Source organism: Halorubrum sp. Boch-26 (assembly GCF_029889805.1).
Classification (GTDB): Archaea; Halobacteriota; Halobacteria; order Halobacteriales; family Haloferacaceae; genus Halorubrum.
In genome coordinates this window covers 1-24467 of record NZ_JARANT010000039.1, presented here as the reverse complement: position 1 = coordinate 24467, position 24467 = coordinate 1, and the positions used below count along the sequence as shown (strand labels likewise).

30 protein-coding genes and 2 pseudogenes are annotated in these 24467 nt (G+C 69.9%); 14 read left to right on the top strand and 18 right to left on the bottom strand.

What is annotated here, in order from left to right:
- Positions 1-286 (top strand): annotated as a pseudogene (locus OQF71_RS07695) (alkane 1-monooxygenase); the annotation flags it as partial.
- Positions 287-308: 22 nt separating this feature from the next.
- On the opposite strand, the gene OQF71_RS07690 reads toward OQF71_RS07695, so the two are convergent.
- The 6 genes from OQF71_RS07690 to OQF71_RS07665 all read right to left on the bottom strand — a co-directional run bounded on the left by OQF71_RS07690 (position 309) and on the right by OQF71_RS07665 (position 4959).
- Entirely contained in the window at positions 309-521 is a 213-nt protein-coding gene (locus OQF71_RS07690; RefSeq protein WP_280586870.1) for a hypothetical protein, read from the bottom strand.
- Complete coding sequence (locus tag OQF71_RS07685; RefSeq protein ID WP_280586869.1) at positions 521-721, bottom strand: hypothetical protein; 201 nt, start codon at positions 719-721, stop codon at positions 521-523. Before OQF71_RS07685 ends, OQF71_RS07690 begins: the two co-directional genes overlap by 1 nt.
- 62 nt (positions 722-783) lie before the next feature.
- Positions 784-1905: a deoxyhypusine synthase gene (locus OQF71_RS07680; RefSeq protein WP_280586868.1), complete on the bottom strand. Its 1122-nt coding sequence runs from the start codon at positions 1903-1905 to the stop codon at positions 784-786.
- A gap of 39 nt (positions 1906-1944) precedes the next feature.
- Complete coding sequence (locus OQF71_RS07675) at positions 1945-2229, bottom strand: ubiquitin-like small modifier protein 1 (protein ID WP_280586867.1); 285 nt, start codon at positions 2227-2229, stop codon at positions 1945-1947.
- Positions 2230-2251: 22 nt separating this feature from the next.
- Positions 2252-3625, bottom strand: coding sequence for a TrkA C-terminal domain-containing protein (locus OQF71_RS07670; RefSeq protein WP_280586866.1), 1374 nt, complete (start codon positions 3623-3625; stop codon positions 2252-2254).
- A complete protein-coding gene (locus tag OQF71_RS07665; protein WP_280586865.1) occupies positions 3622-4959 on the bottom strand; it encodes a TrkA C-terminal domain-containing protein in 1338 nt (445 codons plus the stop codon). Before OQF71_RS07665 ends, OQF71_RS07670 begins: the two co-directional genes overlap by 4 nt.
- A 95-nt stretch (positions 4960-5054) precedes the next feature.
- Here OQF71_RS07665 and OQF71_RS07660 point away from each other — a divergent pair, with 95 nt between their 5' ends.
- Positions 5055-6245, top strand: a complete 1191-nt coding sequence (locus OQF71_RS07660) for an NAD-binding protein (RefSeq protein WP_280586864.1) — start codon at positions 5055-5057, stop codon at positions 6243-6245.
- Positions 6246-6297: 52 nt separating this feature from the next.
- On the opposite strand, the gene OQF71_RS07655 is transcribed toward OQF71_RS07660, so the two are convergent.
- The 6 genes from OQF71_RS07655 to sdhC all read right to left on the bottom strand — a co-directional run bounded on the left by OQF71_RS07655 (position 6298) and on the right by sdhC (position 11046).
- Entirely contained in the window at positions 6298-6933 is a 636-nt protein-coding gene (locus OQF71_RS07655) for a uracil-DNA glycosylase family protein (protein WP_280586863.1), read from the bottom strand.
- An 82-nt stretch (positions 6934-7015) separates the two neighbouring features.
- Positions 7016-7243: a TrmB family transcriptional regulator gene (locus OQF71_RS07650; protein ID WP_280586862.1), complete on the bottom strand. Its 228-nt coding sequence runs from the start codon at positions 7241-7243 to the stop codon at positions 7016-7018.
- Positions 7244-7466: 223 nt separating this feature from the next.
- Entirely contained in the window at positions 7467-9296 is a 1830-nt protein-coding gene (locus tag OQF71_RS07645) for an FAD-binding protein (protein WP_280586861.1), read from the bottom strand.
- A gap of 53 nt (positions 9297-9349) precedes the next feature.
- A complete protein-coding gene (locus OQF71_RS07640; RefSeq protein WP_280586860.1) occupies positions 9350-10240 on the bottom strand; it encodes a succinate dehydrogenase/fumarate reductase iron-sulfur subunit in 891 nt (296 codons plus the stop codon).
- 7 nt (positions 10241-10247) lie between these two features.
- Positions 10248-10619 (bottom strand): succinate dehydrogenase, encoded by a 372-nt coding sequence (locus OQF71_RS07635; RefSeq protein ID WP_280586859.1) that lies wholly within the window; start codon positions 10617-10619, stop codon positions 10248-10250.
- A gap of 1 nt (position 10620) precedes the next feature.
- On the bottom strand, positions 10621-11046 hold the full coding sequence (gene sdhC, locus OQF71_RS07630; RefSeq protein WP_144796692.1) for a succinate dehydrogenase, cytochrome b556 subunit: 426 nt from the start codon (positions 11044-11046) through the stop codon (positions 10621-10623).
- Positions 11047-11198: 152 nt separating this feature from the next.
- Here sdhC and OQF71_RS07625 point away from each other — a divergent pair, with 152 nt between their 5' ends.
- The 5 genes from OQF71_RS07625 (at position 11199) to OQF71_RS07605 (ending at position 14777) form a co-directional block, all read left to right on the top strand.
- On the top strand, positions 11199-11393 hold the full coding sequence (locus OQF71_RS07625) for a cold-shock protein (protein WP_004046659.1): 195 nt from the start codon (positions 11199-11201) through the stop codon (positions 11391-11393).
- A gap of 187 nt (positions 11394-11580) precedes the next feature.
- Positions 11581-12330 (top strand): TetR/AcrR family transcriptional regulator, encoded by a 750-nt coding sequence (locus OQF71_RS07620; RefSeq protein ID WP_280586857.1) that lies wholly within the window; start codon positions 11581-11583, stop codon positions 12328-12330.
- Positions 12331-12382: 52 nt separating this feature from the next.
- On the top strand, positions 12383-13762 hold the full coding sequence (locus OQF71_RS07615; protein WP_280586856.1) for an MFS transporter: 1380 nt from the start codon (positions 12383-12385) through the stop codon (positions 13760-13762).
- Positions 13763-13867: 105 nt separating this feature from the next.
- Complete coding sequence (locus tag OQF71_RS07610; RefSeq protein ID WP_280586855.1) at positions 13868-14344, top strand: 50S ribosomal protein L11; 477 nt, start codon at positions 13868-13870, stop codon at positions 14342-14344.
- Between the two features lie 145 nt (positions 14345-14489).
- Positions 14490-14777, top strand: a complete 288-nt coding sequence (locus OQF71_RS07605; RefSeq protein WP_280586854.1) for a transcriptional regulator — start codon at positions 14490-14492, stop codon at positions 14775-14777.
- Positions 14778-14830: 53 nt separating this feature from the next.
- Here the strand turns inward: OQF71_RS07605 and OQF71_RS07600 are convergent, their stop codons facing one another.
- Both OQF71_RS07600 and OQF71_RS07595 read right to left on the bottom strand, forming a co-directional pair.
- Positions 14831-15292: a universal stress protein gene (locus tag OQF71_RS07600; RefSeq protein WP_280586853.1), complete on the bottom strand. Its 462-nt coding sequence runs from the start codon at positions 15290-15292 to the stop codon at positions 14831-14833.
- Between the two features lie 85 nt (positions 15293-15377).
- The gene (locus OQF71_RS07595; RefSeq protein ID WP_280586852.1) at positions 15378-17312 is read right to left on the bottom strand and encodes an ATP-binding protein; all 1935 of its coding nucleotides are present in this window, start codon (positions 17310-17312) and stop codon (positions 15378-15380) included.
- A 115-nt stretch (positions 17313-17427) separates the two neighbouring features.
- Between OQF71_RS07595 and OQF71_RS07590 the strand changes: the two genes are divergently transcribed.
- From OQF71_RS07590 to OQF71_RS07580, 3 genes are all read left to right on the top strand, one after another.
- A complete protein-coding gene (locus OQF71_RS07590; protein ID WP_280586850.1) occupies positions 17428-17763 on the top strand; it encodes a hypothetical protein in 336 nt (111 codons plus the stop codon).
- Positions 17764-17845: 82 nt separating this feature from the next.
- A complete protein-coding gene (locus OQF71_RS07585; RefSeq protein ID WP_280586849.1) occupies positions 17846-18553 on the top strand; it encodes a DUF2270 domain-containing protein in 708 nt (235 codons plus the stop codon).
- Between the two features lie 62 nt (positions 18554-18615).
- Complete coding sequence (locus OQF71_RS07580) at positions 18616-20013, top strand: M28 family metallopeptidase (RefSeq protein WP_280586848.1); 1398 nt, start codon at positions 18616-18618, stop codon at positions 20011-20013.
- Between the two features lie 33 nt (positions 20014-20046).
- Here the strand turns inward: OQF71_RS07580 and OQF71_RS07575 are convergent, their stop codons facing one another.
- Positions 20047-20256, bottom strand: a complete 210-nt coding sequence (locus OQF71_RS07575) for a hypothetical protein (RefSeq protein ID WP_280586847.1) — start codon at positions 20254-20256, stop codon at positions 20047-20049.
- A gap of 96 nt (positions 20257-20352) precedes the next feature.
- Positions 20353-21087, bottom strand: coding sequence for a helix-turn-helix domain-containing protein (locus OQF71_RS07570; protein ID WP_280586846.1), 735 nt, complete (start codon positions 21085-21087; stop codon positions 20353-20355).
- Positions 21088-21214: 127 nt separating this feature from the next.
- Here OQF71_RS07570 and OQF71_RS07565 point away from each other — a divergent pair, with 127 nt between their 5' ends.
- Positions 21215-21793 (top strand): hypothetical protein, encoded by a 579-nt coding sequence (locus tag OQF71_RS07565; RefSeq protein WP_280586844.1) that lies wholly within the window; start codon positions 21215-21217, stop codon positions 21791-21793.
- Between the two features lie 130 nt (positions 21794-21923).
- Here the strand turns inward: OQF71_RS07565 and OQF71_RS07560 are convergent, their stop codons facing one another.
- Together OQF71_RS07560 and OQF71_RS07555 are read right to left on the bottom strand one after the other, a co-directional pair.
- Entirely contained in the window at positions 21924-22208 is a 285-nt protein-coding gene (locus OQF71_RS07560; protein ID WP_280586843.1) for a translation initiation factor eIF-1A, read from the bottom strand.
- 150 nt (positions 22209-22358) lie between these two features.
- Positions 22359-22970, bottom strand: coding sequence for an AAA family ATPase (locus tag OQF71_RS07555; RefSeq protein ID WP_280586842.1), 612 nt, complete (start codon positions 22968-22970; stop codon positions 22359-22361).
- Positions 22971-23169: 199 nt separating this feature from the next.
- Between OQF71_RS07555 and OQF71_RS07550 the strand changes: the two genes are divergently transcribed.
- The 3 genes and pseudogenes from OQF71_RS07550 to OQF71_RS07540 form a co-directional block, all read left to right on the top strand.
- Positions 23170-23304, top strand: a complete 135-nt coding sequence (locus OQF71_RS07550; RefSeq protein WP_254921710.1) for a hypothetical protein — start codon at positions 23170-23172, stop codon at positions 23302-23304.
- Between the two features lie 88 nt (positions 23305-23392).
- Entirely contained in the window at positions 23393-24079 is a 687-nt protein-coding gene (locus tag OQF71_RS07545) for a carbonic anhydrase (RefSeq protein ID WP_280586841.1), read from the top strand.
- Between the two features lie 66 nt (positions 24080-24145).
- Positions 24146-24467, top strand: a pseudogene (locus OQF71_RS07540) (hypothetical protein); the annotation flags it as partial.

Sequence of the window (24467 nt, the reverse complement as noted above, 5' to 3'; positions counted from 1 at the left end):
CCGGCGGATGCGCCGCGGCGACCTCGTTTCCTCTCCGCCGACCGGCGAGGAGGCGATAAACGAGGTCGGCGGGGTCCCGGAGCCGACCCCCGCGACGCTCGACGCCGACGAGTGGCCGCGGTCGATCTCCGGGGGCCCCGAGACGATCGCTGGCCTGCTCGAACAGCTGGCCGATCGCGTCGGCGTCGACGAGGTGATGATCCAGCACGCGGTGCCCGACCACGAGGACGCGCTGGCGTCGCACGCGCTGTTGGCGGAGGCGGTCGGATTGGACCCGAGGGACTGACTGGTCGGCGTCGGCACCCCGCTCACCGGGCGCCCGGCGGATTCCGAACGAGCGCGTCGAGCATCAGCAGCGCGCACGCCAGCGCGGCGGCGGCGGTCGGGACCACCCATCCCTCGACCATCGCCGCCGCGGCGCCGTACCCGCCGGCGAACAGCACCGGCATGCCGGCGAGGACCGCGTCCGCCCGGGACACGCCTCCGGGCACGTCGACCGGGACGCCGTCGGCGACGCTCATCAGTCAACGTACCCCAGATCCTGCAGCCGCTTGCCGATCCGACGGGCCTCCGCCTCGCTGATCTCGTCGTCCGACTCCATCTCCTGGACGACGACGTGTTTCACGAACTCCTTCACCGAGCCGAACGGCTCGTCCTCGATGTACTCCTCGACGTCCGCGACGAACTCCTTCCGTAGTGAGATGGTCGTGTACTCGCTCATTACGCCGATTCAGTGGCTCCCGGGTGAAAAATCTAATTACATGTAATTACTCTTTATCGGGGCTACTCTGCGCGCTCGCGGGCGGCGGCGACGAGCATCGGAAGCATGACGGTCGCGTCCCCGTAGACGGAGGCGTTGCGGGCGTCCTTCTCCAGTTTCCCCCACGAGCGCGCTTCTTCGAGGGTCGCGCCGGAGAGCCCGCCGGTCGCCTCCGGGTCCATCGTGATCTGGACCGCGTAATCGTACGCCCGCGGCGTGACGAGCATCGTCTGGAGGGTGAAGTTCTTCGGGACGCCGCCGCCGACGAGCAGGCAGCCCGCGTCGTCGGCGTCGAACGCGAGGTCGGTCAGTTCAGTCATGTCGGCGAGGGCGTCGAGCGTGAAGTCGGCCGTCTGCGCGTACATCCACGCCTGCAGCCCGAGCACGGAGTCCTGCACCGCGGGGCAGTAGACGGGAACGTCACAGTCGTAGGCCGCGGCGGCGACACCGGGGTCCTCGCTCACGTCGTCGCGCTCGTTGACCGAGGCGTTCGCGCGGCCGAGCTCGCGCGCGAGGTCGGCGATAGAGACGGAGTCGTCGCCCTCGGCGTCGGGGTCGGCCTCCAGCGCCGGGAACACCTCCTCGCGGAGGTGGCCCTCGAACGCGGCGAAGTGCTCCTGCGGGAGGTAAACGTTGTAGATGCGGTCGACGCCTTCGTCGCGGAGGCCCTCGTCGTGCTCGCGGAGGCTCTTCTCCGGGTCGTGGGTCCGGCCGTGGTGGTGTTTCCCGCCGATCGCCTCGATCGCGTCGTGCGTGAGGTTCGCGCCCGTCGTCACCAGCGCGTCGACGTAGCCGTCGCGGATCAGGTCGGAGACGATCCGGCGCATCCCCGCGGGGACCATCGCGCCGGCGAGCGAGAGGAAGACGGTGCAGTCGTCGTTCGCGAACATCTCCGCGAGTACGTCGCCCGCCTCGTTGACCGCGGCCGCGCCGATCCCGGCGTCGCCGTACCCCTCGACCAGCTGGCCGACCGTCATGTCGGCCGTCGCGCGCGTGTGTCCGACCGGGTCCTCGTGGAACTCCTCTCGGTGCGGGTCGCCGCTCCCGTGGTCGTCGTGTGAGCCGTCACCGTGGCCGTCACCGGCGCTGTGGCTGTCGCTCCCGTCGTGTCCGTCGCCGTCGTCGTGCTCGTCGCCGTCGCTCATGTCGTGCGATGCGGCTGGCGACCGTTTGAAACGACCGATCTACCGCCCGCCCGAGCCTCCGCTCACCGGCGGGAACAGCGCCAGTTCGTCGCCTGCTTCCAGCGTCGTCTCTCCCCCCTCGTCGTGGCTGACGCTCCGCCCGTTCCGGAGGACGTTGATGTGGTCGGCTACCGCCCCGTCTTCGATCACGCGGTCCCGGAGGTCGGGGTGCGCGTCGAGGAGGGCGTCGAGCGCGTCGTCGACCGTGTCGCCGGGCGACGCCTCCACCTCCACGGCGCGGCCGCCGGCGATCTCCGCGAGGTCCGCGAACAGCTTCCACTCCATACGGTGACCCCGCACGGACGCCTCAAGAGCGTTGCGTCCCGTCGCTCGATTCGTCGGTGTCGTCCGCGGACGGTTCGGCGTTGGTCCCCGCCCCGCCTTTTCGCTCGGATTCAGCGTCGTCGCTACGGGACTCGGCGTCGCCCGGCTCGGAAACGGGTTCGGACGGCGGAGTGACGGCCGACGGCCCCGCCCGCTCGCCGCTGGCGTCGGCTTCGAACCGGCGGAGTGCGTCGGGGCGACCGACCAGGTACACCAGATCGCCGGCGGCGAAGACGTACGCGCGCGGCGGGATCGGCTGTACGGACCCGTCCTCGGGTCGGACGGCGGCGACGACGACCGCCACGTCGCCGACGGTGCTTCCGTCGAGGGCGCTCCCGGCGCCGACCGTGATCGCCGCCATCGTCTCGTCGGCGGCCCGGAGCAGCGAGGCGAACTCGCGGTCGGCCTGCGGCTCGGCCGGCAGCGTCACGATCCGATAGGATTCCTCCTCGGTGAGTTCCTCGGCGTCGGACTCGTCGAGCGCGACGGTCGCCGCGTCGCCCGCGACGCCCCGGAGCTCGCCGGTAGCGACGCGCTTCGGCTCCGGATCGGTCCGCCACAGCTGGACCGCGTCGCCGGCGGTCGCGTTGTTCGGCGGGTCCGCGGCCACGGCCACCGCGGCCGACCCGGGCGCGAGCGTCGGCCCGAGCCCCGCCGCGCGGGAGCCGACCGCGAAGTACTCGACCCCCCCGCCGTCGGTGACGTCGACGTCGACGTAGCCGACGCCGTGGTCAGTTTTCACGCGCGCGACGAGCCGCTCGCGGAGCTCCTCGCCGGAGAACTTCCGCGCGAACACCAGCGTCTTCCCGGCCATCTCGGCTTTCTTCTCCGGTGACACCGGCTCGTAGGTGTCCATGTCCTTGATCTCCTCGGCCGGCGGGAGCGTGACGGCCGTGAACCGCCCGACGGCCCGGACGATTCCGCTCAGCTCTCCCTCCAGCTGCCTGGCCCCCGAGAGCGCGAACACGTCGACCGCGAGCCGATCGCCGACGTATCGACCGCCCGGTGAGACGACCGCCGCGACGCCGAGCGAGACGACGTTGAAGAAGACGCTCTCGGGTTCGAGCAGCGCCGGACTGTCGCCGACCGCGATCGCGCCGAGCGAGGTCGTGTTGAGGTACAGCGCGACGACGGAAACCCCGAGCAGAACGGCGACTCCCTCGGGGATCTCGTCGCGGAAGTACCACCGGTACGCCAGCGCCGCCGCGCCGGCGATGAGAATCGAGAGGACCGCGAAGGTGGCGAGCGTGACCGCCGCCTGCCGCGGACGCGCGAAGCCGACGTCGACCGGGGGTGCGACGGTGACGAGGAGCCCCCCGGGCTCCACGGCGCTCGCCGCGGCCGCCGTCGCGATCATCGCGCGGCCTCCGAGAACCGGTCGAGGGCGTCGCGGCTCCCCACGACGAACAGCTCGTCCTCGGCGGAGAGGAGCTGCGAGCCGCTGGGAGCGATACTCCACGACTCGTGCCGCGCCGCGAGGACGGCGACGTCGTACGCCTCCCGAACGCCCACCTCGCCGATGGTGTGGCCGTCGAGGGGACCGCCGGGGACGACGGACACCTTGCGGAACCGCTTCCCCGTGCGGCGCAGCAGCGTCGTGAGCTCGTACTCCCGGCGCGTGCCGCGGGAGAGGACGAGGACGCGCCCTCTATCCGCCCGAAGGAGCGCCGTTGCCTCCGACCGATCGACCGCGACCGTCAACCGACCCTCTCCTCCCGTCGTCGTCGGCGCGCTCGCGGCCGGCGGGGTCGGAGGTGTCTCTCCGCCGTCGGTCCGGGGACCCCCTCCCGCAGGCGACCGCCCGCCGTCGGTTCGCGGGCCGCCGTCCCCCCGCGGTTCGGCGTCGCTCTGCGCGGGCCCGGGGAGGTCGCCGCCCGCTCCCTCGGCGCCGCCGATCGCCGGCGTCCCCGCACCCGGCTCCGGCTTCCCGCTCGTCCCCGCGGCCAGCACGGTCCCGTCCACGCTGAGACCGGACGCGAGTACGCGCACGACGTCGCCGCGAGCGATCCCCGTGGGGACGAGCGCCGGCACCGACACCGCTCGCTTCCCCTGCGGGACCCGCTTCGACAGCGCGCCGGTCGGCGGCGCCGCGGCCACGGTCGCGTTTGCGCGCTCGTCGAGCCGAACGGCGACGTCCGCTAAGTCGAACTCGGTCCGAAGCCGCTCCGCGAGCCGGTTTTCCAGTTCGACGAGCGGGAGGTCGGCCGGGAACGTCCAGTCGCCGTCGACGATCGCGCGGCGGGTCTCGGCCGGCAGCGGCGGGTACCCCTCCATGTCGTTCACCTCACCGGCGATTTCGACGGTAACCCGCCCTCGTCCGCCGACCAGTTCGACGACGTCGGTCGACAGGGTCCGGTCGCGGAGCTGCTGCAGCGAGAGCCGCTTCGGAACGGTGGCGCCGAGCTTGTCCCCCTGTGCGTGCGCGTACAGCGAGACCATCAGGATGACCACGATGGCCGTGAGGATCGCCGGCGCGCGCTCCGACGATCGGATCGTCGCGTCGTTGAGCGCGAGCAGACCGCCGTTGATGCCGGCGATCGCGAGCGCGAGGACGACGACCCCGAGCCCGGGTATCGTCACGCCGGTGACGTACTTGAACACGAACCCGAGCACCCCGGAGACAAGCGCCGGAAGGATCCCCGTGATGATCCCGAGGTAGATCCCGAACACGATCTCGACAGGCAGTGACATACGCCTCACACTCGCCGGCGCGGTTAAACCGCTATCGGCGTCCCGCGGCGTTCCGCCCTCGCGGGGTTTAAGTTCAGTGTCGGCGACGGGGCGGTATGGAGCTGACCCGCGACTGGGTGACCGTGCGGGCGTCCATCGCCCTGACGTTCGCGGTCGCGCTTCTGTCGATCCTCGCGGGGCTCGCCCAGATCGGCGGAGTCGGTGTCGACGGGCCGCTCGCCCCCTACGTCCCAGGTGTCGTCCGCCAGACGGTCGGGTTCACCGGGACGATCACCGGCTTCGCGATGCTCGGGAGCGGCTTCGCGCTGCGGAACGGGTACCGGGTGGGTTGGTACTCCACCGCGCTCCTGCTGCCGCTGACCGCGATTCAGGGACTGATGCAGGCGTCGGTGCTGTCGTTCCCGTTAGTGGCGCTGTCTGTCCTGTCGGTACCCGCGCTCCACTACAACCGGCGACGGTTCGACAGGGACTTCTCTCCGTCGCCGACGCAGCTCGCGGCGGGCGCCGCGCTCGCGACCGCTATCTCGTACGGGACGATCGGAACGTACGCGCTCCGCGACCAGTTCAACGGGGTGGAGACGATCGTCGACGCCTTTTATTTCACCGTCGTCACCGCTTCCACGGTCGGCTACGGGGACGTGACCCCGCAGGCGGGCGCGGCCGCCGACATCGCCCAGCTGTTCGTGCTCTCCTCGCTCGTGATGAACGTCGCCGCCTTCGCGGTGGCGCTCGGGGTCCTCCTCACGCCCGCTATCGAGGCACAGCTCTCCAAGGCGCTCGGGAAAATGACAGACAGACAGATAGACCTCCTCGACGACCACGTCCTCGTACTCGGCTACGGGGACCTGACCGAACCGATCCTCGAAGAACTCGACGCTCGCGACGGGACCAAGTACGCCGTCGTGACCACCGACGAGACCGCTGCGAGGCGGCTCGCCGATCGCGACGTGCCGGTGTTCACCGCGGACCCCAGCGACGTCGACCCGCTCGAACGAGTCAACATCCAAGGCGCCAGGGCCGTCGTCGTCGCGACGAACGAAGACGCGCGGGACGCGCTCGCGATCCTCACCGCCAGACAGCTCAACCCCGGTGTGCGGATCGTCGCCGCGGTGACTCAGCGGGAGAACGTCAACAAGCTCCGGCGGGCGGGCGCGGATCAGGTGATCTCCCCCGCGACGCTGGGCGGACACATCCTCATCGACTGCGCGTTCGGCGCGGACAGCGAGGACGCGACGACCGACCTCCTCGGCGACGCGATCGACGACGTGGAGCGCCTCGACGACTGAGAGCGACCGGCGACTCCGCCGTCTCGGCCTCACCTACTCCACCGTCTCAGCCTCACCTACTCCGCCGTCCCTTCGTCTGCCGGTAGTCCCGACTCAACACGTTCTCTCGCATGTGCTCGCGGAAGGCGTCGACCTCGGCGACGGTCATCGACGCGGGCGCCTTCATCGGCACCAGCTCGAACCCGCGCCCGCGAATCGTCGTCGCGTGCTCGGCGTCGACGTCGAAGGAGTCGGGGCGTCGCGTCGTGTACTCGATCGCGAGCTCACGGAGCGGTCGCTCTCCGACCGGGACGATGATCTGCGGGTTGATCATCCGGATCTCCGCGTTGAGGAACGGCTCGCAGGTGTCGACCTCGCGATCGGTCGGCTCGCGCTTCGGGTGTCGGCAGCGCGTCAGGCTGGTGAAGAAGACGTTTTGGACGTCCGGCTCCGCCGCGTCCGGCGGCGACCGGACGAATCCGAGATCGGCGAAGATCGACTGGACCCGCTCGTCGTCGCCCGCTCCCGTGAACGGGACCCCGTTCGCTTCGGCGGCGGCCGTGGGTCCGGTCCCGACGACGAGGAACTCGGCGCCGACGTCGCCGTACCCGTGGACGACGCGCTCGCGCTCGTCGCACAGCCCGGGACAGTTCTCGCACGCCGTGTCCATCCCGAACGGATTCCGGAACGTATCTTGATTCGCGTCCACGGGCGTACTGCGTCCCGCGAGCCCCTAAACGCTCCGCTGGCGGAGTCGGTGTCGGCGCCGAGAATCGGCGAGCCGCGGGAGGTCAGTTCAGCGCGTACGTGTCGCCGTCGCAGTCGACCATTTCCTCCCGCTTGAGGGTCTTCAGGATGCTGTACAGCGAGAGCTTCTTCATGCCGAGCGAGTCGCCCATCTCCGAGACGGTGGCGTCGCCGTTCGTCGTCAGATACAGGTACACGAGCTTCGCACGGGGGGACTGCAGCTCCGGCGGTAGGGCCGGTGCCGCCACGCGTGCGGTCTCTGTCTCTATCATCTTGTTCGGACCGTTGAGTTCGACGATAATAAACCCCCTCTTCAACGATCGTCGAAAAAAGCGTGAACGGCCGCGAGTCCCGCCAGAACCCGTTAAAAGCGTGGAATCGGGGGCGCCGGAAACGTCGCGTAGGCGGAGTCGGCGCCGGTGCATGCCGGTCGTTTCGACCGACGACGCATACAGAACCGTGAACGATCCGGGACGATCGTTCGCTTGCGACGGCTCAGTACGAGCGGCTCTTCGGCTCGTACGTCTTGTCCTCGCCTTCGAGGATCGTCGGCTTGTACCAGAGTTCGGGCTCGCCGTCGTTCCACGTAACGAAGGTGTGTTTCAGCCAGTTCTCGTCTTTCCGCTCCTGGTGCTCCTTCCGCCAGTGGGCGCCGCGGAACTCCTCGCGAGCGAGCGCGCCCATCGTGAGCGCCTCGGCGATGTCGAGGATGTTCCGCGTCTCCATCGTGTGGATGAGATCGGTGTTGAACGTCCGAGACGGGTCCGAGACGGCGACGTCTTTGTACGCCTCGCGCGCCTCGCGGAGGTCGCCGAGGGTCTCCTCGAGCCGGCCCTCCTCGCGGAACACGTTGACGTTGGCGGTCATCGTCTCCTGCACCTGCGAGCGGATCTCCGCGTGGTTGCGGCCCTTCCGCGAGAGCAGCGCGTCGACGCGGTCCTTCGCGCGCTCGACGGCGACGCCGAGCACGCTCTCGGCGTCGGACGCCACCGCGCCACCGTCGGCCGCGGCGGGCCCCTGCCCGCCCGTCTCGCCGACTTCGATCTCGAACTCGTACTCCGCGGGTTCCCACTCGCCCTCCTTGCCGGTCGTGACCTTGGCCTCGCCCATGTCCTCGCCGGCGGCGTGGCGGCCGGCGCGCTTGCCGAAGACGATGAGCTCCGGGAGCGCGTTGCCGCCGAGGCGGTTGGCGCCGTGGACCGACGCGCAGGCGCACTCGCCGGCGGCGTACAGCCCGTCGATGGCGGTCTCGCCGTGTTCGTTCGTCTCGATGCCGCCCATCGCGTAGTGCTGGCCGGGCTTGACGGGCATCGGCTCCGTGAGCCCGTCGGCGCCCTCGAAGTCCTCAGCGAGGTGGAGGATGTTCTCTAGCCGGTCGAGTATCCGCTCCTCGCCTAAATGCCGCATGTCGAGGTGGACGTACTCGTCCTCGATGCCGCGCCCCTCGTTGACCTCGGTCAGCTCGGCGCGCGAGACCACGTCGCGGGAGGCGAGTTCGCCGTCGTTGTTCGCGTAGCCGTGCTCGAACATGAACCGCTCGCCGTTCTCGTTGTAGAGGATGCCGCCCTCGCCGCGGACGCCCTCCGAGATCAGGACCCCCGTCGACGGCAGCGTCGTCGGGTGGAACTGGATGAACTCCATGTCCTCCATCGGGACGCCCGCGCGATACGCCATCGCGACGCCGTCGCCGGTGTTCGCGACCGCGTTGGTGGTGTGGTCGAACACCTGCCCCATCCCGCCCGTCGCGAGGATGACGCCGTTGTCGGCGCGGAAACCGCTGACCTCGCCGCTCTGAATGTCGTAGGCAACGACGCCGTGGCAGGTGCGGTCGGCCGGGTCATCCTCGTCGGTGACGGCGAGGTCCATCACGTGCCACTCGTCGTACACCGTAACTCCGCGTTTGACCACCTGCTCGTACATCGTGTGGAGCATCTGGTGGCCGGTCTCGGCGCCGGCGTACGTCGTCCGCGGGAACGAGAGCCCGCCGAACGGGCGCTGGGAGACGCGGCCGTCCTCCTCGCGGGAGAACGGCATCCCCCAGTGTTCCAGCTGGATGACCTCTTCCGGGCTCTCCTGACAGAGCGCCTCCACCGCCGGCGCGTCGCCGAGGTAGTCCGACCCCTTCATGGTGTCGTACGCGTGGTCCTGCCAGGAGTCGGCGTCGCGCAGCGCCGCGTTAATTCCTCCCTCGGCCGCGCCCGTGTGCGAGCGGACCGGGTGCAGTTTCGAGACGATGGCCACGTCGGCCCCGGCTTCCTGTGCCGCGATCGCCGCCCGGAGTCCCGCCCCCCCGGCGCCGACAACGATGACGTCGTGTTCGTGCATTGTGGTTATGATAGTGGGTTGGTTCCGAATGCCCTTGAGAGTGTCTCCCGCCGTTACCAGAACTTCAGGTTGTTCTTCACCGCTTCGCGCTTCAGCTCCTGGATGTGCTCGGTGAGCGGGATGTCCTTCGGGCACACCTCGGTGCAGGAGAACTGGGTCTGACACCGCCAGACGCCGTGCTCCTGCTCGATGATCTCAAGCCGCTTCTGTTTGATGTCCTCGCCCTCGCGCTCGTCCATCGCGAACCGGTACGCCTTGTTGATCGCGGCGGGCCCGAGGTACTCGTTGTCGCCGGCGGCGATGTTACACGATGACATACACGCGCCGCACCAGATGCAGCGCGTCGACATCTTCACCTTCTCGCGGTTCTCCCGCGTCTGGCGCTGTTCCGCCAGCTCGTCGTCGGGGTACTCGTTCGTCTGGAAGTACGGCTCGACGGCCTCCATCTGGTCGTAGAAGTGCTCCATGTCGACGACGAGGTCCTTCTCGACCTCGGCGTGCGGGAGCGGCTCGACGCGGATCGGCTCTTCGAGGTCGGCGATCTGCGTCTTACACGCCAGCTTCTGGCCGCCGTTGACGAACATGGCGTCCGAGCCGCACACCGCCTGCCGACAGGAGTGGCGGAACGTGAGCGAGGAGTCGTAGCTGTCCCGCGAGTACATCAGGGCGTCGAGGACGGTCATCCCCTTCGTGAAGGGAACGTGGAACGTGTCGAACCGGGGCTCCTGTTTCCCCTCCACTTCGGGGTCGTACCGGAACACCTTCAGCTCGATCGTGTCCTCGTCGGCCGCGGCCTTCTCGGCCTCCTCGGCCTGCCGCCGAGCCTGCTCTTCCGCGGCCCGGCGGCGCTTCTCGGTCCGCCGCTCGTCGCCCTTGGAGGCGACGTCGGTCTCGGCTTCGGTCTCGCTCGATTCCTCGGTCTGCTTGGGTATCTGTGTGCTCATGGTCGGTTCAGTAGAGTCCGATTCCCGCCCACGCGTTCGCGGTGCGCACGCCCTGCAGGATCAGGACCGCGCTCGCGGCGACGAGGGTCCACTTGATGACGGTGCGTTTGGTGCCGGTGAGTCCCTGATTGACGAGGGCGTTGTACACCCCGTTGACCCCGTGGAACGTCGCGGTCACGAGGAAGAGGATCATCAGCGAGTAGTAGCTGATCTGCTCCATCCGCGCCGAGCTGGCGAGGAACGACACCTCGTCTGCGTGGTGGACGAAGTGAAGCAGGAAGAAGTGGAACGCCAACACGACGAGCAGGAACGCCGCCGTGATCCGCTGGAGCAGCCACATCCGGCCGCCGGACTGGAACGAGGAGTAGCGCTCGGCCATCTCAGAACGCCCCCGCGATGAACGTCGGCACCGACGCGACGGTGATCGCTCCCGTCAGGATCAGCGACGCGTAGAAGCTCTTGTCCTGTGCGTCCAGGCCGACGCCGAGGTCGACGAGGAGGAGTCGGGTCCCGTTGAGCATGTGGAAGACGGCCACCGCGAGCAGCCCGACCTCGAGGAGCCGCACTAAGAGCAGGCTCTCGAGGCTGACGATAGTCTGGGTGTACACGTCTTCTCCCGCCATTATCGCTGCCTCACCCGCGCCCGCCGCCGGGATCCCGGTACTCAACACGGCGATGTGGGTGAACAGGTAGCCGATGAGCACCCATCCCGTGAACTTATGGAAGATCCAGGCCCACATCCCCGCCTCGAACTCCCGCCACCGACTGAAGTCCTCGATGAGGCCTCGATTGTACGACTGACTCATACGTACCGCTTTCCACCGGGGTCGTATAGTAGTTTCTAACACGGCGGGATCGACCCCGACGCACCGCCGCCGCGTCCGGGTGTGACCCGCCGTGTCACGCCGGAATCGCTCGCGGAAGCCTTTTATGTTCCCCTCACCCTCTTTGAGACGCAATGGCGAAAGGCGAAGTTGACTTCTTCAACGACACTGGCGGCTACGGATTCATCGAGACTGACGACGCGGACGAGGACGTGTTCTTCCACATGGAGGACGTCGGCGGCCCGGACCTAGAGGAGGGTCAGGAAGTCGAGTTCGACATCGAGGAGGCGGACAAGGGTCCGCGCGCCACGAACGTCACCCGTCTGTAGCCGCTGACGAGGACGTTCCACGGTTGTATCGGCTTTTCGACTGCTCTACGCCTCCGAGCGGCGGCCGCGTTCACAAGCAGCGACCGGCGGTCGTCGACCCCCGCCGGAGGTCTGTCGCGGCCGGCGAACCGGCCGTTCGGACCCCGACCGATAGGAATTTACCGGTTGCTGACTGACCGGTCAGTCAATGAGCGACCAGCCGAGCGCGGCCGACGAGATCATGGACGGGGTCTACCGCGCGCTCCGCGCCCACGGCTACGCCGACGTGACGATGCAGGACATCGCCGACGAGTGCTCGAAGAGCAAGTCGCTGCTCCACTACCACTACGACACGAAAGAGGACCTCCTCGTCGCCTTCCTCGACTACGTCATCACCGACTCCGAGGCGCGGATCCGAGCCCACGCCGACGACCCCCCGGCGGAGCGGCTCGCGGGATTCGTCGGCTGGTTCGTCTTCGAGGCCGACGCCGCCGACCGCGAGGCGTTCCACATCGCCCTCCTCGAGCTCCGGACGCAGGGTCCGTTCAACGAGCGCATCCGCGAGCAGTTGGTCAGGAGCGACCGCCTCCTCCGCGGCACCGTCGCCGACATCCTCGAATCGGGAATCGAGACGGGCGTGTTCCGCGAGGTCGACGTCGACGAGACGGCGGCGCTCGTCGTCGCCACCCTCGACGGCGCCCGGACCCGACAGATCACCCTCACTGGCAGCGCGGACGGGGTCGACGCCGATTCGGACGGCGACGCCGGTACTGACGCCGACACGCCCACCGGGAAAGGGGACGCGGCCGCCGACGGCCTCCCCGAACCGACGTACACCCGGCGGGTCGCCGAGGCGACGCTGCAGCGGATCGTCGAGCCCCTGCTCGCCGCGGGCGTGGAGCCGCCGTCGCTGGAGGAGGGGATCGCTGCGATGACCCGCGACGACGAGACGGAATGACCGTCCCCCGAGCGGAGCACGGAGCGATATCGGTCTCCCAGCGGGGCCCCTGATGGGGGCGTTCGGCTTCGATCGGCCGCCGACCGTGCTGCTCGCGGTGATCGCCAGCACCTTCTTCGTCGGGTTCGGCGGCGGAGTCGTCTTCCCCATCCTGCCGAACCTCGGCGCCGTCCTCGGTATCTCGGCGTTCATGGTCGGCGTCATCCTCTCGGCGAACCGGTGGGTGCGGCTCGTCGCGAACGCGCCCGCCGGCGCCCTCGTCGATAAGTACGGGACCCGAACGCCGTTCGTGTACGGGCTTTTAATCGAGGGGATCGCGACGCTCGGCTACGTCGTCGCGCTCGCGATGCCGCCGGCCGAGTCGCTCCGACCGCTCGCGGCGTCGCTGCCGCGGATCGCGGTCGGTCCCGTCGCGGTCGGTCCGGACTGGTGGTTCGCGCCGCTCTCGGTCGCCGTCGCGCCCGAGACGTGGTTCCTCCTCGCGCGGGTCCTCTGGGGGATCGGCTCCGCGGCGGTGTTTGCGACCGCCTACACCATCGCCGCGGACCTCTCCGACAGCGGGTCGCGCGGGACGAACATGGGCGTCGTCCGCGGCGGCATCACGTTGGGGTTCCCGGCCGGACTCGTGCTCGGCGGGATCGTCTCGTCGCTGGCCGGCAACGCCGCCGCCTTCGTCGTCGCCGCCGCGTTCGCGCTCACCGCCAGCGTGGTCGCCTACCGGTACGTCCCCGAGACGCACGTCACGGGCGACCGCTCCGGGGACTCGATAAAGCCTTGGGACATCGACACCGCCGTCCCGGCGCTGACCGTCGGGCTGGTCAACTTCGGGCTGCTGTTCGCGTACATCGGCGCGCTGTTCTCCACGCTCGTCCTGTTCCTCGGCGAGAACGACATCTCGCTGTTCGGACTCGCCCCGCAGGGGACCTCCGGGCTGTTCATGGCCGGGACCGTCCTCTCGGCGTCCTTCTTCATGCTCGTCGGCGGGCGGATCTCGGACACACGAGAGTCGCGCACGCCGATCCTGCTCACGTTCCTCGTCGTCTCGTTCGTCGGGTTCCTGCTGCTCGCCCGGTCGGGGTCGGTCGTCGACCTCGCGCTCGCCTGCGTCTTCATCGGCGCCGGGCAGGGCGGCACCAGCGGCCCGATGATGGCGCTGCTCGCCGACCTCACCCCCGAAGAGCGGATGGGTCGCGCCTCCGGGACGAACAACGTGTTCGGCGACATCGGCGGCGGGCTCGGCCCGATGGTGTCGCTGCCGCTGATCGAAGCGGTCGGTTTCGCCCCCATCTACGCCGCCTGCGCGGTCCTGCCGCTCGCCGCCGGCATCGCGCTGCTCGTCGGCGTCCGCCGGGAGACCGGGACGTTCCTTCCGGGGCGCACCGCCGGTGACGCGGGTACCGCCGCGAGCGACGCGGCCGGCGCGGAGCCGTAGGTCCCACCAAGATGCGGCGGAGTCGCCGCCTCGCCGTGTGCGAACCGCTGACGCCCCCTACCCGAAAGAACAACCGTTAAAAGTCGTCACCGGGTTCGTACGGATATGGCTGGAACTATCGAAGCGCTCGTCCCCGGCGGGCAGGCCAACCCCGGCCCGCCGCTCGGTCCCGAGCTTGGACCGACGCCGGTGGATGTACAGGATGTCGTGGCGCGGATCAACGACGAAACCGCAGCATTCGACGGAATGGAAGTCCCCGTCACCGTCGAGTACGACGATGACGGCTCGTTCACGATCGAGGTCGGCGTCCCGCCGACGGCCGAACTGATCAAAGACGAGGCCGGATTCGAGACGGGCTCCGGCGAGCCCCAGACGGACTTCGTCGCGGACATGTCGATCGAACAGGTGAAGAAGGTCGCCGAGCAGAAGTCGACCGACCTGCTCTCGTACGACGTGAAGAACGCCGCCAAGGAGGTCGGCGGCACGTGCGCCTCCCTCGGCGTCACCATCGAAGGCGAGGACGCCCGGACGTTCGACGACCGCGTCGACGCCGGCGACTACGACGGCGTCCTCGACGCGTAACGGGTCTGTCTCGGTTTTCGGCGGCTTTTCACCGTTTCTCCGTCCCCGTAGCGGTGCTGACCCCTTTCCTCCCGACCGCGCTTCGCAGTCGGTCTCCCGCCCCGCCGACCGTCGCTTTTTACCCGCGACGCGTCGACTCGCGACCATGCCAGATCTCCACCCGATCGCGAAGCGGATCCACAACGTGCAGCCGCGCCCCGTCCGGCTCACCCTCGACGACGGCGAGACCGGCGTCTTCGAGTTCTCCTCGACCGAGTTCTTCCAGCGGGAGTTCCGCGGCGAGGGCGTTCGCACCGACGCCGACGGCGACGCCGAGTTCCGGCTGATCACGTCCGAGGACCACGAGTCGGTGTTGTTGGGCCGGTCGGGAGCGGACGAGGAGGGCTGGACGGTCGTCGGCGAGATCGTCGAGGCGGAGCGCGCCGAGGACTGACGGCACGGCGCGCTCGTCGTGCTCGCCGCACCGGTCGGCTTGCCCCGGTCCCGTTACCGAACCACCGTCACCGGCACCTCGGCGCGGCGGACGACCCCCTCGGCGACGCTCCCGAGCAGGATACGCGAGAGCCCCGTCCGACCGCGGCTCGCGAGCACGACGTGGTCGAACGGCTCTCCGGTCCCCTCCGCCCCGTCCTCGTCGCCGACTGCGGCGTCGCCGCCCGCGACTGTGAGGACCGTCGCCGTCGGACGCCCCACCTCCAGTCTGGTGTCGATGTCGCGGTCTACCGCTTCGCTCGCCTTGCGGAGGATCCGCTCTCCCCGTCCTTTCGCGCTGTCGTACCACTGGTCGACCGCGCCGGGGAACCCGCCCTCCGCCCCGGTCGTCGAGTCGGCCGGGTTGATAACGTGCAGCGCCGTCACATCAGCGTCCGGCCACTCCGTGACCGCGAACCGCAGCGCTTCGATCGCCTCCTCCGAGCCGTCGATCGCCACCAGGATGCGCTTGGCCATATCTGGCGTTTCTCGCTCCGCCCTCAAAAAGGGAGTCGGCGGCTCCGGCGGCGTGGAAACGCGATTCGACCCGGCTCCCGCTGCCCTACTCGCCGTGACGCGTCACGCACTTCGAGAGCCCGATAAGCTCCACGGGCTCGGAGTTGTCCGGCGAGTAGACCACCATCTGACCTTTCTCCATGTACGGGACCTTTCCGGCGAGGTTGGAGGGGATGTTCACGCTGGAGATCGCGTCCTCGTCGCCGAGGTTTAAGACGATCTTCGTGTTCACCTGTTTGAACACCGACTCCGCGACGTCCTGCGGATCCTGCGTGATCAGGAAGAGCCCGAGCCGCTCCTTGCGGCCCTGTTTGGCGGCCTCCGTGAACGTCTGGACGACCTTCCGCGCCTGCACGTTGTCGGCGTCCGCGAGGAAGTTGTGCGCCTCGTCCATCCCGATGAGGAGGGGCGTCTCCTCGATCCGGTCGCTGTCGGGGTCGTTCGAGAGCTTGTCGTCGACGAGCAGCCCCGCCACCGCGAGCACGACGATCTCCTTCTGCCGGGAGGTCGGCAGGTGGTACGTCGGGATCACCGAGAGTCCGCCGGGCCGGACGAGCGTGTGGTCCAGCTCCGTGATCGGCTTCGCGTCCTGGTCGAACACCCCGCCGGGGACCGCGCGGACGCGCCGCTTCACGGCGTCGAACGTCGCCTCGTGGACCCGGCCGCTCTCGTCGAGCTCCGCTTTGAGCGCCGGGTCGTCGAGGTACGAGAGGAACTGGCTGTAGGTGCCCGAGTCGCCGTAATCCCCGAAGAAGCGGTTGAGGAGGGTCAGGAGGGCGGGGTACTGGTTGTCGTTGAGCCCGGAGCCGGCGACGAGCCACGGCATGTCGCGAGCGAGCGAGAACGGGATGGTGAACTCGACGCGCTCGGCGCGGTGGCCCTCGCCGGGGTACGCCGCGTTCGCGACCCGCGGCACTAAGGCGACGGTGTCGTCGTGGCCGCCGTGCGCGATCCCCTCTCGGTCTAGCCGCCGGGCGAAGTCGGCGTCGAGGTCGGGGTTGTCGTCGTGCATCTGCGCGTACTCGTCCTGCGGGTCGAACTGGACGACCGCCATCCGCGACTCCCGGCCGTCGCCGGTCGGGTAGGTGCGGTCCGAATCGAGGTACTGCCGGAGGACGTTCTTCGAGGCGTGGGTCTTCCCCGACCCCGTCCCGCCGGCGACGAGGGTGTGCCGGAACGCGAGGGGGTCGCCGTCGGTGTAGTCGTCCGTCACCCGGTAGTCGACGGTGGGCGGCTCCGCCGCGGTCCGGACCTTCTCGCCCCCGACGGAGAGGTGGCCGAGAAAGACGCCGTCCTCGGGGATCTTCAGCCCCGTCTTGATCTCGGCGTCGTCGGATGCCTCCTCGACGACCGCGCCCGGCTTCGGCACCCGGTCGGTCATCCGCCGCTTCATCCCGTCGCCCTCGCCGTACACGACGGACATCGGCTCCAGTTCGGCCATGAACTTGTAGTCGCGCTCGGCGAAGTCGTCGCGGCGCATCTGCCGGCGGGCGTGGATCTCGGTGGCGTCGTCCGAGCGGAACTCCTGTGCGTACTCCAGTCCCGTGATCCGACAGAACAGCCGCTCGCCGTCCGGGTACGGGACGAGGAGGTACTTCCCGAGCCGAACGGCCTCGCGGTTCCCCGCCGTGACGAACGCCCGCAGCGTCGTCTCGTCGTCCTCCTCGGCGACGCGGAGCCCCTGCGAGACGGAGACGACCCCGAGCCCGGTGTCCTCCCCCGCTGGCTCCACGTCGTACGCGGCGAACCCGTCGGCGGCCGCGTCGTCGGGGGGCGCTCCCGTGCCGTCGCCCCCGTCTCCCGGGGACACCGCGCGCCCGCCGTCGCGGCTCGCAGCCCCTCCTGGTTCCCCGCGGTCGCCGTCGCCGGCCTCGGGCACGCCACTGTCGTCGGCGGCGTCGCGGTCGGCGGCCGAGCCGGCGGCGTCTCCCCCGCCGTCGCCCTCGTCGTCGGTGAACTCGGTGAAATCCTCCAGCGTCATGGACGGACCACCGCTCGCCACGCCGAAAGCGTTTCCCCCTGCGCGGGACGGTCCGTCGACTCCGCGGTATCCGCCCTCACGGGCTCCTTTTGGGCCTCGAGCCCCTATCAGCGGTATGATACTGGTTCGCGGCAGCGGCGGCGGGACGGACCTCACCGGGACGGTGTTCGAGCGCGGGGAGGACCCGCCGACGTACAAGGGCGCGCCCGACGAGGACGCCTCCTACGTCTGGGTGTGCGACTCCTTCTATCAGGTCGAGAGCGGCGGATCGGCTCTCACCGTCGACGGCGAGGAGATCCGGGTCGCCTTCGAGGAACCGATGCCCCGCGGGTTCGACACCAAGTCGGCCGCGATCGACGCCGCCGAGGAGCACGTCCGCACGCAGTTCGCCCGAATCGGCGTCGACCCCGACGACGTCGAGGTCGAGACGACGAAGGCGGACCCGGCCTGAGGCGTCGTCGCGGCCGCTCTCTGCTTTCGGGTCGCCCCGCAACGCGCCGGGATTTACCCGTTCGGCCCCGGTACGGAGGGGTATGTCCGATCCATCGGAGGAGTTCGATGCCGGATCGCGAACGGAGCGCGAGGTCGGCGCCGAGGCCGCCGACGATCGCTCCGACTTCCTCTCGCTCATGGCTCACACCTACCGCGGCGAGCTCGGGCGGACGAGCTCGTGGCGGACCCGCATCGACCGGACGACCAACTGGGCGGTCGTGTTGACCGCGTCCCTGCTCACGTGGACGTTCTCGAACGAGTCGCGGCCCCACTACGTGCTGCTCATCGGGCTCGTGATGCTCAGCGTCTTCCTCGGGATCGAGACCCGGCGCTACCGCATGTTCGACGTCTGGCGGTCGCGCGTGCGGCTCTTGGAGGAGAATGTGTTCGCCAACGCGCTCGAACCGGAGGGCGTCGAGCAGTCGAACTGGCGGCAGCTCCTGAGCGAGGACCTCCGGGCGCCGACGATCAAGACGCCGAGCATCGAGGCGATGTCGCGGCGTCTCCGCCGGGTGTACGCGCCCCTTCTCAGCGTCCTCATGGCCGCGTGGATCGTTCGGCTCACGGTGTTCACGCCGTCCGGAAACGGCGTCGTCGCGACCGCGGCGATCGGCGCGATCCCGGGCGCGTTCGTGCTCGCGCTCGTCGGCTGTTTTTACGCCGGCGTGCTGGCGTTGACGCTGCGACGGCCTCCGAGACGGGCGAAGGGCGAATTCCAGTCCGCCGCGGGCGCCGACGAGTGGAAGTGACCTGAGTCGACCGCGGTTCCGCTTCCCGCAACCCCTTTTCGCCCTCGGTCCAACCACGCTACATGACAGCGCTACCGGACCGCGTCGTCGGCGACGCACGCACGAGCGACTTCGGCTGGGACCTCCTCACGGACCTGACTGACATCGGGAACCGAATGGCGGGGTCCGCCGGCGAGCGCCGCGGCGCGGAGCGGGTCGCCGCGGCCTTCGAGGCCGCCGGCCTCCGGAACGCCGGGCTCGACGAGTTCGAGATCCCGGGGTGGTGGCGGGGCGACTCCGCGATCGAGGTCGCCGGTCCGGTCGAACGCCGACACGAACGCTCTCACGAGGTCATCGCGCTCCCCGGCACGCCGGCCGGCGAGGCGAGCGCCCCGCTCGTCGACGTCGGCGACGGGACCGACGAGGAGTTCGAGGCCGCGAGCGACGCGCTCGACGGCGCGATCGCGATGGCCTCCTCGCGCACGCCGGACTCTCACGGCCGGTGGATCCACCGGATGGAGAAGTACGTCACCGCCGCCGGGCACGGAGCGGTCGGCTTCGTCTTCCGGAACCACGTCGAGGGGTCGCTCCCGCCCACCGGCGAGGTCGGCTACCACAACCGACCGGGGCCGATCCCCGCGGTCGGCGTCTCGAAAGAGGTGGGCGAGCGGCTGGCACGGATCGCGGACGGCGACGAGGAGGGGGGCGGGAACCGCGACGCCGACGCGCCGGAGCTGTCGATCGAGGTCGACTGCCGGAACGAGCCGACGACCTCGGTCAACGCGGTCGCCGACGTGGGGCCCGACACCGACGGGGCGGTGTTCCTCACCGCACACGTCGACGCCCACGACATCAGCGACGGCGCGAACGACAACGGCGCGGGGTCGGCGCTCGTCGCCGAAGTCGGTCGCCTGCTCGCCTCGGTCGAGGACGACCTCGACACCCGCGTCCGCCTGGTCACGTTCGGCGCGGAGGAGATCGGGCTGTGGGGCGCGTCCCACGTCGCCGAGGCGACGCCTCACGACGAGATCGCCTGCGTGATCAACCTCGACGGCGCCTGTAACTCCCGGAACCTCAGGGTGGGGACGAACGGCTTCGACGGGATGGGCGCGACCTTCGAGGCGGTCGCCGAGGCGTTCGACGCGCCGCTCGAAACCGGAGAAACCGTCTCGCCGCACGGCGACCAGTGGGCGTTCGTGCAGGAGGGGATCCCGGCGGTGATGGCGTCGACGACCTCGGAGCGGTCCGGGCGCGGGTGGGGCCACACCCACGCCGACACGCTCGACAAGCTCGATCCGCGCGACTTCCGGGAGGTGGCCACGCTGATCGCGGCCGCGACCTACCGCTTCGCGACCGACGGCGGCGGCGCGGCGGGCGGCGAAGCGGTCGCTCACCGGTCGCGGTCGGCGATCCGCGAGTCGATCGCCGACGGCTACGTTACGGAGCTCAAGACGGGCGGTCGCTGGCCGTACGACGGGTGACGCTCGCGGCCGGCGTGCGCCGCATCGGCGCTCTCACGTCTCCGCTTCTCCCTCTTCGTCCTCGTCCGCGTCGCAGACGCCGAGGGGGAGCGTCTCCGGCGGCTCTTGGTCGCCGTCGAGGCCCTCGTAGGCGTCGTCGATGAGGCGGGCGAGCTGGGTCTCGGGGGTCACGCCGCGGGCGGCCGCGAGCGCCGCGAGCCGCTCGTACTGCTCGGCCGGAACGGACACCGAACCCTCTGTCATACCTCTCGCTGGACACCGTAGCTACAAAAGCGTTGTTCGGGTGTCGCTGTCGCTCGATTCACTCGCCTCCCGCGGACTCATTCGCCTCCCGCGGACTCACTCGCCTTCCGCTGGCTCGCCGTCCCCGCGATTCTCCGGTCCGACCTGTGCTTCGAACCGATCGAAGAGAGCGTTCATCACGGTCGACTCCGCCCGTGAGAGATGCTCCCACACCGTCGTCGATCCGAGTCCGAGCTCGTCGGCGACGTCCTCGACGCCCACGCCGCCCCCGTGGTCGTAGTAGCCGATCGCGATGGCCGTCGCGAGGACCTCTCGCTGTCGCGACGTGAGTCCGTCGAGGATGCCTGAGGCCGGCAGCCCGGGCGGTCGCTCGATCGACGCCAGCTCGACGTTGCGCGCGAGCTCGACGTCGTTACCGCCGCGCTCCAGCTCGCGGATCACCGCCGAGAGGTCGTCGTCGGCCTCGATGTACGCCGTCCAGCGCTCGATCCCGCCGGCGATGGTCGTCCCGGTCCGGTAGTGGATCCCCATCTCGGAGAGCCGCTCGCGGATCCCCTCCCAGCCGTCGCCGTCGACCACGACCGCGACGTAGGCGTGGGTCCCGCTGATCGGCGAGAGCGGCTCCGCCTCCACGACGGCGTCGGCCACGCGGAACTCCTCGATGAACGACTCGATCTCCGCGGTCGGCCCCCGGAGCTCCACGATCCGCTTCCGCTCGCTCCCCCGCCCGGTCATCGACGAGACGGACCGCATCGTCACCTCCGGGTGGCGGGCGCTCACCTCGGACTCCGGCCCGCCGCGGTGGCGGATCCGGAGTGTCACCTCGCGCATACGTGTCCGTGTCCGCCGACGTTCAAACGGTTTCCGGGACGCGCCGGCGAGACACCGGCGACCCGCGCGCGCCGTCTCCCCGTCCCTGCCGCGCGCTTATCGGTGCGCGTCACTAAGGACGGATCGAATGCCCGGGGATCCCTCCGACGACGGGCACGGGGCCGAGCCGTCGCTCGACGGGGCCGGTGAGGTGACGACCCCGCTCGCCGACACTCCCGACGCGACGGGCGACGTCGACGACGAGGTGCAGCGCCGCCTCCGGGAGGCGTACCTCAACGACGAGGAGCGCGTTCTCGTCGTGACAGCGGTGCGGTCGTCGGGGCGCCGCGTCGTCGTCGAGCTCCGTCCGCCGCACGGCGGGGCGACGCACGTCGAGCGGTTCCCGGCCCCGCGGGACGGGTCGCTGGCGGAGTCCGAAGCATTCCTCGCGTTCCTCGACGCCGCGGGCGTCTCGCCGCTCGGCGTCGACGAGCTGATCGGGACGCGGATCCCCGCGACCTACGAGCCCGACGAGGGGTGGCGGCTCGACGAGGCGTACGTGGGGGAGCGCGGCGGAGACGAGGACCTTGCCGCGTCGGGGGCGCTCTCGGCGCGGTGGAACCGGGCCGTCAAGTGGCTCTGGACCTACCGTTACTGGCTGGTCGCGACACTCCTCGTCGGCGGGGAGCTGCTGTTCGTGGCCGTGATCATCCTGCTGTTCGCCTGATCGGCGTTCCGAGCCTCAATTGCCTCACACGCCCCAGACCACCGCCACGCCGCGGGGATCCGCGCCGGACACGTCGCTACGGTTTCGGGGAGCAGTCGGAGAACGGCGCTGCACACCGCGTGAAAACGGTCTACTGGATGTGGCCTTCGCGCCGCAGCTGGTCCGCGTCGTCGTCGTCGTACCGCCACTCGACGTTCGCCTTCTCGTCCTGCCACGACCAGGGCTCCGCGAGCACGACGTCGCCCTCGCTGATCCACGTTCGGTACTTCATACGGCCGGGGATCCGGCCCAGCCGGGTCTCGCCGTCGACGCAGCGCAGGCGGACGTGATTCCCGCCGAGGTGCTCGGTTACCACGGCGAACACTTCGTCGTCCGAGGGCATTCGGAGGTTCCGACGCCCGGATTCTTCGCTCATACAGGCCGTAGTGCGTTCGTCCGTATAAGTGATGGGAGACGCGTGTGCGCGCTTCTCATGGAGGTTGGTGGCATGGACCACCTCGGTTGGTGGCATGGACCATCCCGGTTGGTGGTATGGACCATCTCGAACGAGACCACAGGCTTCCCCTCACGCGTCGCGGTCGGTCGGGTCGTCGACGGACGAGCCGCCGAACGCCCCGTCGACCTGCGCGAACGTCTCCGTCTCGTCGCCCGAGTTGTCGACGACCACGTGGTCGGTCTCGATCCGGTCGAAGGCGTCCTTGAAGTGGAGGTAGACCTCGAAATCGGCGTCGCTGATCCCGTCGCGGCGCTCGATGCGGCGCTCGACGACCGGCTCGTCGCACTCGACCGCCACGAGGTCGAATGACCCGGCCACCCGCTCGCCCATCTCCCGAACCTCGGCGCGGAAGCGGGCGTCGGCGAACGTGGCGTCGAGCACGACGGCGTCGCCGTCGGCGGCGCGCTCGCGGGCCCGGTCGATAAGCCCCGCGTACACCGCCTCGGTCTCCGCGTCGGAGTAGTCCGGGTCCCCGAACAGCTCCTTCCGGATCACGTCCGTGCGGAGGATCTCGCCGTCGATGTGAGCGGCGATCCGCTCGGCGACCGTCGTCTTGCCGACGCCCGGAAGCCCGCAGACGACCGCGAGGGCGCCGGCCTCGGCGTCGCCCGTCTCATCGCCGCCCCGGCCGGCAAACGCGCCGGCGGTGTCCCCGCCGTCGACCGCGTCACGGTTCGACATCGACACCTCCGCTCGGTCCGGCGAGTTGTCGCGCTCCGTCGCTCATCCACCAGTACTGTCCGGCGAGAAGTAAAAGAAAGTTCTCTTCGACGGCGGGAGGCTCGTCGCGGTGCCGATTCGACGGCGATTCGGCCGGCGGAGACGCCCGCCCCGGGACGCGAGCGAAGCGTTCAAACCCCGCGGCGACGAGGCGACTCGTATGAGAGACATGGAAAGCCTCGTCCTCGACCAGAACGAGGAGACACTCGCACCGGCCGTCGTGGTCGCGACGGTCGCGTTGATCGCGGTGTTCGTCCTCGGATTCCTGTTTCAGATCGTCGGGTTCGTGATCTGACCCGGTCGGCTCGTCCCGGTCCTGCCCTTTTCGGTCCGTCCCGCTTCAGTCCGGCCCCTTTTTGAACGCCCACCGGGAGTTGCTGATTATGAGCCGCGAACTCCTCGCCGAGCTCCTCGACGGAAACGACGACCACGTCGAGTCCGCCGCCGCCGGCGAGCTCGCCGCCCGACGCGACGGGCAGCGACCGCCCGTCGTCTCCGTCTGCTGTTCCGACTCGCGCGTCTCACAGGAGGGGATGTGGTCGGTCGATCGACCGGGGTTCCTCTTCACCGCGGGCAACATCGGAAACCGCGTGAGCGACGTCGTCGACGGCGAGCGCGTGCTCTCGGGGAGCGTCGCCTACCCGCTCGCTCACACGGACACGGACGTGCTCGCGGTCGTCGGCCACACCGGCTGCGGCGCGGTCGGTGCCGCCCTCAACGCGGTCCGCGACGGAGCGTTCCCCGACGAGCCCGGCGTCCGGACGGACGTGGAGGAGCTCGTGCCGATCGTCGAGGCGGGGCTTGCCGATATCGCCGAGGCCGCCGAGGTCGACGCGAGCCTCCGCAACCGCCTCGTCGAGTACAACGTCCACGAGCAGGTCGCGATCGCCCGCGAGACCGAGGCCGCCGCCGACGCCGACGTGTACGGCTTCGTGTACGACTTCCACGGCGCGTACGGCGACTGCGACGGCGCCGTCTACCTCGTGAACGCGAACGGCGAGCGCGACCCGGACGCCCTCCGAGAGCTCGTCGACGCGGACCACACCGAGAGCGTTGCGACGCTGCTGTAGCTCTTCCCATACGGTTCCCGGCCGGATCCGACAGCCGTATGACCGCGACGCCCGAACGGACCGTCAATGGACCGTCGCGTTCTGTTCGCGAGCCTGATCCTCTTCGCCGGCGGCGCGACCGGCGTCGGCGTCGCCCTGTTCGCGTTCGTCGGCATCGACGACGCCGCGGTCGACTCCGAGATCGTGTGGGAGACCGAGCCCGTCGCCGGCGACGACGGGAGCGGCGCGGTCGTCGCCACGATGGACGGCGACCCGGTCGTCGTCCAGTCGACGCCCGCGGACGGCGAGCGGGTCGTCCGCGCGACCGCGGTCGGCGGCGACGTCGCGTGGCGAACGCCGCTCTCCGCCGTCGCCGCGGGCGCGCTCGCGGGCGGGGCCGGGGGCGGTG